Origin of the sequence: Haladaptatus halobius (assembly GCF_020618475.1) — an archaeon.
GTDB lineage: Archaea > Halobacteriota > Halobacteria > Halobacteriales > Haladaptataceae > Haladaptatus > Haladaptatus halobius.
Genome location: NZ_CP085336.1, coordinates 560238 through 573756 on the forward strand (window position 1 = coordinate 560238; position 13519 = coordinate 573756).

Here is a 13519-nt window from a genome sequence, read left to right on the forward strand (position 1 = left end):
CCCTGTTGGTTCATCGGCAATATGGTCGTCTTTGTTGTGTGATTCTGAATTCATTTGATGGTCTCCGTTTTTTGTTTATTATATATCAACGGCCAAGTCGCGTTTATCTTTTACCCTATCAGCCTTGAATTGTGTTCGGTCTAATTCGCCCTGTGGGACAATGGTTACATTTGGTGTAACCCCGACTTCCGACTTAATCGCCGTTCGCACAACGTCATGGAACTCGTCAACGCTCGTCACAGTGTTGTCTGCAATCTCAACGACAAGTTGAAGCGAGTCGAGCGCACCTTCTTTTTCTACGACGATACGGAACTCGTCGCCAAAATCGTCGAGTGCGTGTAGCTGATCTTCGATTTCAGATGGGAAGATGTTCTTTCCACGAACCACAAGCATGTCATCTACACGCCCGTATACGCCTTTCGGGAGAGTTGGGTAGGTTCGTCCGCAGTCACAGCCCGTCTCGTCGTGCCGTTCCCACATCGTGATATCGCCGCTCCAATATCGGATCATCGGCTGGGAGGTTCTTTCGAGGTGAGTGTAGGTCGGTACGCCCTCCTCTCCGTACTCCAGATGAGCCTCGGTACTTGGGTCAAGAAGCTCTGTGTAGACGATATCGTTCCACACGTGCATCCCGTTATCGAGATGTTGACAACCGGAGTTCGACATCCAAGGCGTCATCTCAGCCATACTACCCTGATCAATGACCTCACAGTCAAACATCGTTTCGATTTCTTGTCGAGTTGATGGGATACTCGCTCCGGGTTCACCGGAGAAAAACATCACCTTGAAGCTGAAGTCCTCTGCAGGAATATAGCCATTCTCCTTCGCCGTCTCCCCCAAATACAGCGCATACGAGGGGGTTCCGTACAACGCGTCCGGTTGCAGGTTAGAAATCCATTCGACAGCCTGTTGTGTCTGCCCTTCCATCCCGGCACCGAATGGGAACGTCGTACAGCCAATGTGGTCGACACCGGCGAGTGCCCCCCAAGAACCGAGATACTGAATGAATGGGCTCGTGATAATAATCCGGTCGTCTGGCCGAATTCCAACACTCCACAGGATCTGTGCATGCCACTCGCCGATTCGATTCCAGTCTTCCTCGCCAATTCCGAATACCTTTGGTTGGCCAGTTGTCCCTGACGTCCCGTAAACGCGGGCGATGTCCTCTTCGTCGATACAAAGGAAGCGACCGAAGGGTGGATGCTTTTTCTGTTCCTGCTTGATATCCTCGCTCCGCAAAATCGGCAACTGCTCGAATTCCTCGAAGGACGTGATATCTCGCGGGTTAATGTCTACATCAGCGTAAAATTCACGATAGAATTCGCTGTTGTCATACGCATAGCGAACCTGTTCGTTTATCTTCTCGAGGATGTCTTCACGTCGTTCAGCAGGTGAGCGGGTCTCTTGATGTGCGTCCCAGTACTCCGAACTCGGATCTGGACGATAGTCTGACTTAGGCGTACTTGGCCAACTCATCCTAAATGGTAATTTTGTTTGTGGGTATTATAAATTTGGGTGGTCAAATACGACCAGCCCCGTGATTCGACCTCCTCACTTAACGTCGGTGAGCAGGTCATTTTTAGCGAACCTCCTTTTCTTGGCGATCCCACACATCCAGTGGCTGGTAGTCCGGGACGCGGGCTAATCCGTTTGCAGCATCGGGACTCACCGCATCGGAGTCGACCGGAACATCGACGATGACAGGCCCTACCGTCTCTACAGCACTTTCGATAACCGAATCTAGTGCTTCTGGATCGGAGACCGATTTCCCCTCGGCGCCGAGGCCAGTCGCCACTTCGTCGAAAGCTATGTAGTTGAGTTCGCTTCCGATCTCTCGGCCGTAGTTCTCCAGTTGATCATACAACTCGATATTCCAGGCAGCGTTGTTCGCCACCACAACTGTGATATTTACTTGCTCTCGTACAGCCGTCTCGATATCTGCCAAATTGAATCCAAGCGAGCCATCGCCGGTGAAACAAACGATATCCGTCTCCGGATGAGCAAGAGACGCGCCGATGGCAAACGGGAGACCGACACCAAGACAACCGAGTGGCCCAGGGTCAAGATATCCACGCGGATTCGTCGTTGGTATCGCTACTCGACCGAATGACAGTGCATCGCCGCCATCGCAAATAACAATCGCATCGTCGTCGATGGCTTGATCGATCGCACCACAAACCCTGTATGGGTGGATTGGTGTTTCGTCAGTAGTTTTTTGTTCGGCTAGGCGTGATGCCCGTTTATCGTGTGTCTCTTGTAATCCTTCGACCCACTCGTGCATGCCAATGGGTTCATCAAGTCGGTCTTGGATTCCCGTCACGGCGGACGACACGGAGCTTTGAATCGGAATATCCGGCGTTCGATTCCGTCTCAAGGCACCAGCATCGACATCAACCTGAACAAAGACCGAATCTCCGTATACAGCTGGGCTACCGTATCCGAGCGTAAAGTCAAGGCGTTTGCCGAGAATCAGATAGAGATCTGCTTGATTCATCGCATCGCCGCGTGCTCCGGGTATACAATAGTCGTTCGTTTCAGGAACGACTCCCTTACTCCCAGCTGTCGTCAGAACCGGCAATTGAGCTGTCTCAACAAACGAACGAATTTCTTCTGCTGCATCACGACTACCACGCCCTAACACTGCCACTGGTCTGTCAGCCTCTTGCAGTGCGTGTGTTGCCTCATCGAGAATTCCGGGGGGTGGTGAGATATCGTTTGGCTCTGCCGGTACTGGACGGTTATGAATCCATTCTGTAGTCTCCCGGAGGACATCAGTTGGGACTTCGATGAGCGCCGGGCCGCCTTCGTCAAGTGCCGCCCCTGTTGCTTCGACGATATACTCTTTCACCCGTCCAGGCTCGAAAACCGTCCTGTCAGTCACCGTGATGGCTTCAGCCATGTCCCGGTGTGGGAGCTCTTGAAGAGCTCCCCGTTCAAATTGTGGAACAGGAGGATAACCGGTGATGATGAGTAACGGGACGCCAGAGGAATGGGCATTCGCGATCCCAGTCATCGCGTTCGTGAATCCTGGTCCAGCGGTTACGAGCGCGATACCGAGTTTCCCAGTTACTTCTGCCTCTGCGTGTGCAGCATGGACAGCTGAACGCTCGTCGCGGGTATCGATTATCGATACCTCTGTGTCGCCAATTGCGTCCCAAATCGGTTGGATGTGGCCGCCACAGAGTCCATATACTCTGTTTGTTAGTTCAGCAAGTGTTTCGGCAGCTATCGCTGCGCCTGTCTTTGCCATGTACTATCAATGACTAACTTTTCCCTAATAAATTTTTGTATCTATTGAATGCTATACCTGCCGTGAATTCTTACCATCTAGTATTTTCTTGATTTGCAATTATTGGAAGCAATGAACTTACTTTCAATTGATTATTGGTGTCTGGCTGCTTTTTTCGTAATCGATTATTCGCCTCCTATAATAGACAGACGTCAACGCTGTAATCATACACTGGTAGCGTTGGACGATTGAAATCAGCCGATTACCCTTTCCATCCTTGAGTACATCTACTGTTATGCGCACCAGTTCTTACATCTGTTTAGAACCCTTTAGAGTGTATTGTATTTCGATTACGTTCGATGATTCCATCAATATATCTGGAATTTCCTTCTCGATCCTTTCATTCCCCATACGATTGGCTGGACCACTAATAGTTATCGCGCCGTGGACTTCATTACCGACAACAATAGGTACCGAAACAGCTCGAACTCCGTCTACTCGTTCCCCGAAATCTGTTGCGTATCCTCGCTCTCGGATAATCTGGAGTTCATCCATTAGCGCCTCTCGATCAGTAATCGTCTTATCGGTGATCACGGGGAGACCATGCTCGTCTAAAACTTCCTCAATTCGTTCCCTATCGAAGTTGGCTAAAATTGCTTTTCCTGGGGCATTAGTCGGCAGTCGCATCTGCCGGCCAGTAGAAACACCAAGGTCAAGAGCGTTTTCACCTTTGGCGATATAAAGAAGGACACCTAATCCGTTTTCTTCAACCATCAGACTCGCATGCTCGCCAGTTTTGGTCGCAAGGCCGTCGATTTCCGATTTTGAGAGACGGAAAATAGGCAAATTCTCACGTGCAGTCGTCCCCATATCGAGGAATCGAGTGTTGATTCGGTATTTTTGGTTGTCACGATCGAGGTACCCCAATTCGACAAGCGTAATTAGATAGTCATAGACTGTACTTTCCGATAGCTTGAGTTGAGCAGCAATATCTGAGAGAGTCGCATCTCTTGTAGAAACAATTACTTCGATAATGTCGAATGCTTTTTTGAGGCTTTGTATCTTGATTTGGCCTGCCATGTGTACCTATGACACGTCATTCCAGGTCTAAGTATGTTTTGGTAATTCCGGAAGACCACATAACTCCCTAGAACAAAATCGTCACACCGCAAGAAGAACATCCTATCAATGACATTCATCTACCCGACATTCTCGAAAATGACCCAGCATTGTATTCTTCTGTATCTTATTAAAATTAATTTTTCGACATCCGGTCGAGAGAAACATTACAACAATAGAATTGTAACGGACTCCAACCGTGGTTGTTGTTAGACAATACCAATGGTAGAGCTACTTTCGAGCATGCCAAATCAGATTTAGGGAGCCACCATTGAAGGCACAGTCTAGTTTGAAAGACGCATATAAGGTAGGACGATTATTATCATGGGATTTGGCTACATAATGCCGTTAAATGGTCCAAGATGGGAAAATGTTGATGTGTGATAACAGTGTGAGAAAATGGGTGCCGGATTATATTTGAGTCACACGTTCATGCTCGTCGTCTAAGGCCGCGGCGTCTTCAGGTAGCAGCGCAGCGACGAGATAGCCAGCGTACTCGCTGAAGTAGTCGACGAGCGTCGCGATTCGATTGGAGTCGATTGCTTCAAGCGAGTCAAGCAGAATGAACGGGACTTTCTCGTAGACATCATGGACGAGATAGCCGGCAAGCGCGAAGACGAGTCCCGTGACTTCGCGCTCACTCTCGCTGAGATGGTCAATCGTATCCTCGTAGGTCGTGCCGGATTCCGTACTGCGAATCACGTGCAAGTTAAACACACTTTTCGTGACTTTCCGGCGTCCCTCTCGGACGTCGCGTTCGACACGATCGATCCAAATGCGATCTAGATTTTCATAATCGAGGATGTCGAGAACAGTCTCCATATGGCCGTTGAATTGGTCGACAGCATTCGCCTCAATCTGGTCGATGCGCGTCCGTAGATCCGCGAGTTCATCTTGAATCGCCTCCCGTTGCGTTTCGAGTTGCTCCTGTTCGGCGACTTGCGACTCGATGGCCGTGATTTCTTCTTCCACATCCTCGAGGTCAGATTCGAGGCGGCCAAGTTTGAACTCCAACTGGTTCGCCTCTTTATGCAGATTCAGTACTTCACTGTATTCCTCTTGTTCGAGTGCTTCGACTTCTTCTTCGAGGGTTTCAATCTCATCTGTGAGGTCTGTGCGTGTCTCACGGAGTTCTTCGACCCGAGTGTTCCGTTCCTCAAGTTCGGATTCGAGTTGGTGCCGTCGTTGCTCAGTCTGCTCACGCTGGCGCTGTGCCTCCTCGAGTGTTTGTTTTTCGTCTTGGAGGTCTGTGATTTCTGATTCGATCGAGTTGCGCTCATCGCGTTTCTCTTGCCGAAGATCACGCAGTCGGTCAATCGTCTCTTCAATGGTTTGCTTTTCGACCTCCGTGCCGCATGTCCAACAGACCACCGTCTCCGTATCTTCGACGAGTTGGTCAGTGATTGAGTCACTTGACGATGCAGACGCATCGTCTGTTTGAAGCGCGTCACGCAGTTCAGGGCTCGACCCCTCGAGCATCTCGTCGTTGAACTGGATGATTGTCTGGAGTTCGGCCATCGTCGATTCCAGCCGTTGTTTCTGCTCACGGCGTTGCTGAATCTGTTCTTCGAGCGCCGCCATGTCTTCGTTCAATGAATCTGGAAGATCGGCGTCCTCTGTGTCGAGTTCGGTCGCTTCCCGTTCGAGTGCCTCGATGCTCTCTTCTTCAGTCGAGATCTTGAACCGGACGTCCTCGAGGCGCGAGCGAGTATCGCTTAGCTCGTCGAGTTTCTCCTCGAGTTCGACCTTCTCCGACTTCGTCTCGCCAATATCGGCGTCTGCGTCTTCCAGTTCGGCTTCTTTCTCTGCGAGTTCGGCCTGTTTTTCCCCGATCTCGGTCTCCAGTCGAGTTCGTTCTTCTTCGAGACCAGGCAGTTGCTGTTTGAGCGAGTCAAGCTCAGCGAGGTCGTCGTCGAGTTGCCTTTTTTCGGTTTCTAACTGTTCGATTTCCGCTTGAATCGCGTCCGTGTCGACGGGCCGCATGATGAGGTCGCGGAGGTCGTCGCTGCGCGCGACCGCCCGTCGGGCCTCGTTCGATTCGAGCAGGAATGCGAAGAGGTCAGCGAGTTCTGGATCGGCGAGATACGGATCACCACTCATCGTGACCGTTTCGTTCTGGCGTGTGAGTGTCCGCGTATAAGTCTCGTCACCGATCGTTAGTTCGACTGATCCTTCATCGGCGTCGCCTTTCAGGGATGGCTGGTCACTTCCAAGCGCCGCCATAATCGCTTGGAGGAAGGACGTTCGATTCGTCGCATTACGACCAGTGAGAGCGGTTACACCTGGGGAAAAGGTAACCTCCGTCTCGTCGATGCCACCGATATTCCGAGTGGTCAATTCAACATCAGCCAGGTCTTGCTGTGCTAATTCCATATGCAACTGTTGTCCTCCGCCATTATAAAAGGTTCATATTCAGCGGCGTGGCATTACAGAGCTACCCTTGTAATAGAAGCGGGAAGAGTGAAACTAGATTATAGTACAGGGTCGTTGAATTACTGTGGGAATGTCAGTCATAACAACCTTCGTGAAGTGCTCCTGGATGGAATAGGGTTACGCAGATTGCAGTCAACACGGAGCTCGACGAATAACTCGAAATCACGGAACCAAATCTGATTTTTCTTCCGAAGATCTTCCAGTGACCTTCCCGTTACGAGATGTTTCAAAGTACCGGCTTCTTTGCAGCTTAAGGCACGGGTTTCCTCTTGTAGCCACCAAGAATAGCAATGTGACCAAATGCATTACAATTATGGTCGTGTAAAGGAAGACGGCGTTGTAGTTTCTCTCTCGAAAGGATGAGGAAGACATACTTATCCACGTCCAAGTGATGAAACTGCGAATTGTTAGCCTTAGAGAAAGATTGAGTCTATATCGAGCACATCGGCAACCGTAACGAGTCCTGCAATCACAGCTGCCCGTCTAACAGGAAACCTTGCATGCATCGTGGATCGCATATAGAAAGACGTAACCTGTCCGGGTAGCACCAGCAATGTTCAGTACCCCTTGGAATATAAAAAGCCAGGAAGGCAATTGAGAGTGTGTTGGAGCGATCGTTGGCAACTCACGACCAATATACAGCAGATGGTTCAGAACCGTTATAGCAATATTTACAAATAATTGGGGGGGGAGAAGACTCTATCCAACGTTCGCTGCCGTTTGTATGACCAACCCAGCCCCACCGGCCACTGACGTCACAAAATAAACCAGAATTGTATAAATCACCCAGATTCCGGCGACGTCGAGTGCTGCACCAAATAAGATAGCGAAGATTGATATCCCCTGTCGACGATCCAACTAGTTCAGCTTGATTGAGAAACAGCATCTCGATTAAGATCACGAAAACGCCGCTTACGTAGAGGATAATTGCAATAGTAATAAGTTTCCGTTACAATACTACCGATGTAACGGAAAGTCACTCCCGAGGAGTGCAGTGGACCCGGACCCCGTCATTCACGACCAAGTTCCTATTGTTGATCGCGACAGTGATAAGTGGGTCACTTACGGTCACAAGTATTGAATCACACAAGGCAGGTACTCAGACATCGTTTTAACCAAGAGCGATTCGTCTGAGTCCGCCCACGAGAGGATTCTATGATTCGTCGCGTCAACAACCCCCTCCGGTGTCGTAATCAAATACAATATTGCTCACATGAGCGACCATGCGATCGGCAATCCGACCATAGCAAGATTGTTTTCGACCCTGTCCACGTGCCTGAGGAGTAAATCGTCGGTGAGTTTCACCGTGGGTTCCCGTTCTTTCAACAAGTCCTGAATCACAGCCGCATCTTGCTGGGGAACACGAAGGCCGGCATGACCGAATAGGGACTAGATATCGCAAAGATTCAAGCGAATGAACGGGAGGCCTTCGGCGAGAGGCTGTCGGAGAAACAAGCCCTGTGGTTCGAGATCGCAGAGGTTGAAACCGACCCATACACGGTACGGTTCATTGCTCCGAGGTACCACCCGAAATCTTGAAAGAAAGGTACGCGCATATCCATCAAATTCCACTGTGTTCGGTAACAAGGAACACATTCATATTTTTAATATATATTATCAAATGAAAAATTAACACCAAATAAATAACTAATAACGACACGGCGAAAGGAATCGCCCGACGTCTCTAACAATGAATATGGCATAAGATATCTTGAGAGATGTTCCCAGTTACCGAACTAGAAAACGGGCAGTAGAAGCCCTCACTCGGAAAAACGGAAAGATTTTGAAACAGAGTAAGGCTATGCCACGGTCGGAAGAAGACCTCTTGACAAAACTCTTTAGTGGGATTGACACACATACTGTCGCATGAAACCAACCCGAACCGTAAAAGCCGCTGATACATTATTTAATATCATCCAGAAACTCCAGCAGGAGGACGGTGCCGGTGTTACGGAATTAGCGCAGGAGATTGGAATGGCGAAAAGCACCGTGTACGACCACCTCATGACTCTCGAACAGAAGGAGTACGTAGTCAAAGAAGAAGACACGTATCGCCTGAGTCTTCGGTTTCTGGATCATGGGGTGTGCATTAGAAACCGAATCGGGATGGAGGAAGAAGTCACCTCAGCCATAGCACAGCTCGCGCAGGATGTCAATGAGGCAGTCTGGTTTGTTGTGGAAGAGCACGGAAATGCGGTATTCATCTACAAGGCGTTGGGCGAGCGCGCAGTGCAGACGCACGCACGTATCGGTCGCCGGATGCATCTCCACCATCTCGCCGCGGGAAAGTCAATTCTCGCAAATCTCCCCCGCAACCGCGTTGAGGAGATACTTGCGCAAAAGGGTCTTCCCGAGCGAACGGAACACACTATCACCGATGAGGAGACCCTTTTCCAGGAGCTCGAAACGGTCAGTGAGAACGGAGTCGCTCATGCGAAGGAGGAAACCGTCGGCGGTGTCTCGTCCGTCGCGGCACCCGTCATCTTCGAGGGCGAAGTAAGGGGAGCAATAACGGTCGTCGGTCCATCGAATCGCATTGATGGGTCACAGCTTCGTGACGTGCTTCCAGAATTGATTCGTGGCACGACGAATGAGATTGAACTCAAACTAACATATGGTTGAGCAGGGTTCGGAATTACCGAACGGACTTCACCCTCAACTTTTACGCTCTTTCGTTATTGATTTGGGAGGTTGGTCGTTTCGACGGGTCGTAACTGTTTGTCGCTCTTGTGGCGAGTTACAACCTGTAGACGGCTTTTGCGTTCTGCGAGAGTAGCATCCGGCCGACATCGTCCATGAGGTTCAGTTCCTCTATCTGATTGATGGAAGTCTCGAACCGAATGAAGGGGTAGTTTGTTCCCCACATGACCTTGTCGCGTCCGCGATTCCTGATGAAGTTGACCAGTTCATTTCCCCAGTACTGGGGTGCATGCCCGGTCGTCGCGAGATAGAGGTTGGGATACGTCCAGACCTGCGCGATGATTTCGCTGGTCCAGGGCCAGCCTATATTGAGGGCAATGATGTCGAGTTCCGGGAACTCCAGACAGATATCTTCAATATACTGTGGCCTTCCGTATTCGTTGGACATCTTGACCGCCGTGTGGCCGACCTGAATCGAAACCGGCACTCCCAGTTCTGCGCACTTCGCGTAGAACGGATAATAACGACGGTGATTCGGCGGATAGCCAAATCCGTATGGGACGACCATCGCACCGACGAACCCGTAGTTTTCGACGGCTTGCTCCAATTCTCTGACCCCGTCCATCCCGTTGGTTGGGTCGATTCCGACGAGCCCTTCGAACCGATCAGGATACGTTTTGCAAGCCTCTCTGACCGTCTCTACCGAAAGGTCGACCGGATCGGCATCGTGTGCCTCGTTGCCGAACTTCAGCGATGGAATCAGCGCCTTTGTGACCCCGGCACTGTCCATTCGATCGACAAGTTCGTCGAGCGAGCAGGAGATTCTCTCGAACAGGTTCGGTTTGTTGATGACGTCAGCAGTCTCTTGGAACGCGGATCGATCGAACTGCTCCGTGCAGGCAGGAGTGGTGAGATTGCACCAGATGTCGATTGTTTCGCGGTTAACCATGGTGCTCACCTTGATCTGATATCTCGACGAGGTGTGTCTCGAATGGCGGAATGGCTCTCGGATGGGTTGTTCGCATACACACTTTTGCTGCGCGCACCGTGATAAAGGTAGTTGCTTTCATGCCCGATCTTATCATTGCCTAATCATAGTTAGCGGTTCCGGCCGGATTTATATATCTCCTGTCCTTACTAAGGAACCTGAATGGCGTATATCATTAAGATGCCGAAGCTGGGCATGGGAATGAACGAGGGCACACTACTCCAGTGGTTCGTGTCTCTTGGCGATGAGGTCACCGATGGTGATCCTATTGCGGAGATCGAGTCCGAGAAGACCGTCGCCGAGATAACCGCCAGCGAGGACGGGGTTCTACGTCGCGTCTACGTCTCGAAAGGCGAGACTGTCGAACCGGGAACCGCGTTGGGCATCGTTGCCGAACACGAGACCGATCTCGAGAACCTCGAAGCACAGATTGAACTCGAACCGTTGGAAATGGGAGACGAGACTGCCGACGCGAGCGCCACTGCACCAGGTGATACGAACAGGATCAAACCTGGCGACGGTCGCGAGAGCGGCCAGTTGAACCGAATTCGTGCCAGTCCGAAGGCGAAGAAGCGAGCAAGCGAACTCGGGATAACCCTCTCGAACATCGAGGGGTCAGGGCCAAATGGTGCGATAACGGTCGCCGATATTGAGGCTGCCAATGGCGACGCGAGGGAGACGTCGGTGGAGACGGAGGGCAGTCAGTCCGTCGGCATGGACGCAGGCCGAGAGACTGTCGGCGTCAAGGCGACGCCTAAGGCCAGGCGGCGGGCCCGAAGTCTCGGCGTTGATTTAGCAGGGGTAGATGGTTCAGGGCCGGACGGTGCGGTGACAGCAACTGATCTCGAAACCGCAAACAGTGATGAGGCGACCAGCTTCTCCGGCGGTGACAGCGCGCTTACGACGGGTGACCCTGCCGAACGGTCGCCCGTCGAGGAGCGCGAACTCGACGGGATGCGACGAACAATAGCCAATAGGCTGGGGCAGAGCTATCGAGAGGCGGTTCACGTAACCGTCCACCGGCGCATCGACATGGAGGAGGCGCTCGCCGCCACGGATGTCGTTGATGAGTATCTCGATGTCGACGCCTCCGTGATGGACGTCGTTCTTGTGGCGCTGTCTGCCACGCTAGAGGAGCACCCCGAGTTCAACGCTACGTTCGAGGACGGCATCCACCGGATTCACGACCAGCAGAACATCAGCGTCGCGGTCGACATCGAGAACGGACTCATCACGCCTGTTCTCCCGGGGGTCATGAACCGTTCGCTGAACGACCTCGCACAGGGCCGGCGAGAGGTGACGAACCGGGCGCTCTCGGGTGACTACACGACGGCGGATCTCTCTGGCGGCACATTTACCATCTCAAACCTCGGCGTGTTCGGCGTCGACTCATTTACCCCAATTATCAATCCCCCAGAAATAGCGATTCTCGGCGTCGACAGGATAAGCGAACGACCTGTTCGGGGCGACAACGGAGTCAAGTTTCGGCGGTTCGGGGGGGTCGACCTCACGTTCGACCACCGCGTCGTAGACGGGGCCGACGCCGCACGCTTCCTCGACACGCTAGCGACCCACCTCGCTGAACCGTGGCCGCTTCTCCTCGACCGAGCCTGAGATTCGCTGTCAGTCTCCTCAGTCACCGGGTTCGAGTTGCGTGACGACTCTCACGGCGTGTGGACGCTCCGCCCCAGCGCGTCCGCGGCGGCTTCCATCACGGCCTCCGAGAACGTCGGGTGGGCGTGGATTGTGTCGGCCACGTCCGCGAGCGTATGATCGTGGCGTATCGCCAGCGCGAGTTCGGCGACGAGTCCCGACGCCTCCGGGCCGACCACTTGCCCGCCGAGCAGGCGGCCGCTGTCGGCGTCGCCGACGACGCGGACGAATCCCTCGCTCTTGCTCGCCGCGAGTGCCCGCCCGCTCGCACCCAGCGGGAACTCGCCGACGGCGGTGTCGTCGTGGCCGTCGTCGGCCGCCTCCTTGGGCGTCGCGCCGACGGTGCCGATCTCGGGGTCGGTGAACACCACGGCCGGCACCGGGCCGAGGGCGTGGTCGGGCACCGGGTCGCCGGCACAGTCCGCAGCCGCGAGCAGTCCCTCGTGGCTGGCCTTGTGCGCGAGCATCGGCTCGCCCGCCACGTCGCCGACGGCGTAGACGTGCTCGGCCGACGTGCGCCCGCGCTCGTCGGTCTTGACGAACCCTGCGTCGGTGGTGTCGATGTCTGCATTTTCCAGTCCCACGGTGTCGGTGATGGGGTCGCGGCCGACGGCGACCAGCACCCGGTCGCCGCGCCACTCGCTTCTGGTGCCGTCCTTGGCCTCGGTCTCGACGATCACGCCGTTGCCGTCGCGCTCCCACCCCGCGGCACGCTCGCCGAACGCGAACTCAATGCCGTGATCGCGTGCCTCCCGCTCCACCACGTCGGTCAGTGCCGCGTCGAACCCGGGGAGCGCGCCGTCGAGCATCTCGCAGACGACGACATCCGTCCCGAGTCGCGCGTATACGAAGGCCAGTTCGAGGCCGATGTAGCCCGCGCCGACCACGACTAGTCGCTCGGGGACAGTCTCGGGCGACAGCGCCTGTCGCGAGTCGAGTACCGGGTCGTCGGTGAAGTCGAACCCAGGCACCTCGATGGATCGACTCCCGGTGGCGACGATAGCGTGCTCGAAGGTGAACTCGTCCGTTCCGTCGGCGTGTTCGACCCAGGCAGTGTGGTCGTCGACGAACGACGCCCGGCCCTGCTGGAACTGGACGCCGGCGCTCCGACACAACTGGCCGACGCCCCCGGTCAACTGGTCGACGACGCTGTCCTTCCAGTCGATGAGTTCCTCGATGTCGACGTACGGGTCGGCGTAGATGCCCATGTGCTCGGCGTCGAGCACGTCGTCGACGCGCCCCGTCGCCGACAGTAGCGCCTTCGATGGGATACAGCCGTGGTTCAGGCAGGTGCCGCCGAGCGCGTCGTCGTCGACGAGTACGACGTCCAGTCCGAGTTGTGCGGCCCGGATGGCGGCGACGTAGCCGCCGGGGCCGGCGCCGATGACCAGCAGGTCCGTCTCCTCGGGGAGAGAATCTATGTGCATTCGTATTGCAACCGACTGCCGACTCCCTGA

8 protein-coding genes are annotated in these 13519 nt (G+C 53.6%); 2 read left to right on the forward strand and 6 right to left on the reverse strand.

All coding sequences use genetic code 11. The features are described from left to right. Positions 1–78: 78 nt before the first annotated feature. The 4 genes from LIW51_RS19665 to LIW51_RS19680 all read right to left on the reverse strand — a co-directional run bounded on the left by LIW51_RS19665 (position 79) and on the right by LIW51_RS19680 (position 6721). Positions 79–1476: a phenylacetate--CoA ligase family protein gene (locus LIW51_RS19665; RefSeq protein ID WP_227378133.1), complete on the reverse strand. Its 1398-nt coding sequence runs from the start codon at positions 1474–1476 to the stop codon at positions 79–81. Positions 1477–1579: 103 nt separating this feature from the next. Further along, on the reverse strand, positions 1580–3250 hold the full coding sequence (locus LIW51_RS19670; protein ID WP_227378134.1) for a thiamine pyrophosphate-binding protein: 1671 nt from the start codon (positions 3248–3250) through the stop codon (positions 1580–1582). A gap of 288 nt (positions 3251–3538) precedes the next feature. Further along, positions 3539–4309, reverse strand: a complete 771-nt coding sequence (locus LIW51_RS19675) for an IclR family transcriptional regulator (RefSeq protein ID WP_227378135.1) — start codon at positions 4307–4309, stop codon at positions 3539–3541. 450 nt (positions 4310–4759) lie between these two features. Next, entirely contained in the window at positions 4760–6721 is a 1962-nt protein-coding gene (locus tag LIW51_RS19680) for an archaea-specific SMC-related protein (protein WP_227378136.1), read from the reverse strand. Positions 6722–8647: 1926 nt separating this feature from the next. Between LIW51_RS19680 and LIW51_RS19685 the strand changes: the two genes are divergently transcribed. Continuing rightward, a complete protein-coding gene (locus LIW51_RS19685; protein ID WP_227378137.1) occupies positions 8648–9403 on the forward strand; it encodes an IclR family transcriptional regulator in 756 nt (251 codons plus the stop codon). Positions 9404–9518: 115 nt separating this feature from the next. Here the strand turns inward: LIW51_RS19685 and LIW51_RS19690 are convergent, their stop codons facing one another. Further along, on the reverse strand, positions 9519–10370 hold the full coding sequence (locus LIW51_RS19690) for an amidohydrolase family protein (protein WP_227378138.1): 852 nt from the start codon (positions 10368–10370) through the stop codon (positions 9519–9521). A gap of 201 nt (positions 10371–10571) precedes the next feature. On the opposite strand from LIW51_RS19690, the gene LIW51_RS19695 reads away from it, so the two are divergent. Next, positions 10572–12023, forward strand: a complete 1452-nt coding sequence (locus tag LIW51_RS19695; RefSeq protein WP_227378139.1) for a dihydrolipoamide acetyltransferase family protein — start codon at positions 10572–10574, stop codon at positions 12021–12023. Between the two features lie 50 nt (positions 12024–12073). Here the strand turns inward: LIW51_RS19695 and lpdA are convergent, their stop codons facing one another. Next, on the reverse strand, positions 12074–13489 hold the full coding sequence (gene lpdA, locus LIW51_RS19700; protein ID WP_227378140.1) for a dihydrolipoyl dehydrogenase: 1416 nt from the start codon (positions 13487–13489) through the stop codon (positions 12074–12076). Positions 13490–13519 lie beyond the last annotated feature (30 nt).

Excerpts from the sequence above, each read along its gene's own strand:
- LIW51_RS19675 (WP_227378135.1), bottom strand. The coding sequence starts at position 4,309 with ATGGCAGGCCAAATCAAGATACAAAGCCTCAAAAAAGCATTCGACATT.
- lpdA (WP_227378140.1), bottom strand. The coding sequence starts at position 13,489 with ATGCACATAGATTCTCTCCCCGAGGAGACGGACCTGCTGGTCATCGGC.
- LIW51_RS19680 (WP_227378136.1), bottom strand. The coding sequence starts at position 6,721 with ATGGAATTAGCACAGCAAGACCTGGCTGATGTTGAATTGACCACTCGG.
- LIW51_RS19685 (WP_227378137.1), top strand. The coding sequence starts at position 8,648 with ATGAAACCAACCCGAACCGTAAAAGCCGCTGATACATTATTTAATATC.
- LIW51_RS19695 (WP_227378139.1), top strand. The coding sequence starts at position 10,572 with ATGGCGTATATCATTAAGATGCCGAAGCTGGGCATGGGAATGAACGAG.
- LIW51_RS19690 (WP_227378138.1), bottom strand. The coding sequence starts at position 10,370 with ATGGTTAACCGCGAAACAATCGACATCTGGTGCAATCTCACCACTCCT.
- LIW51_RS19670 (WP_227378134.1), bottom strand. The coding sequence starts at position 3,250 with ATGGCAAAGACAGGCGCAGCGATAGCTGCCGAAACACTTGCTGAACTA.
- LIW51_RS19665 (WP_227378133.1), bottom strand. The coding sequence starts at position 1,476 with ATGAGTTGGCCAAGTACGCCTAAGTCAGACTATCGTCCAGATCCGAGT.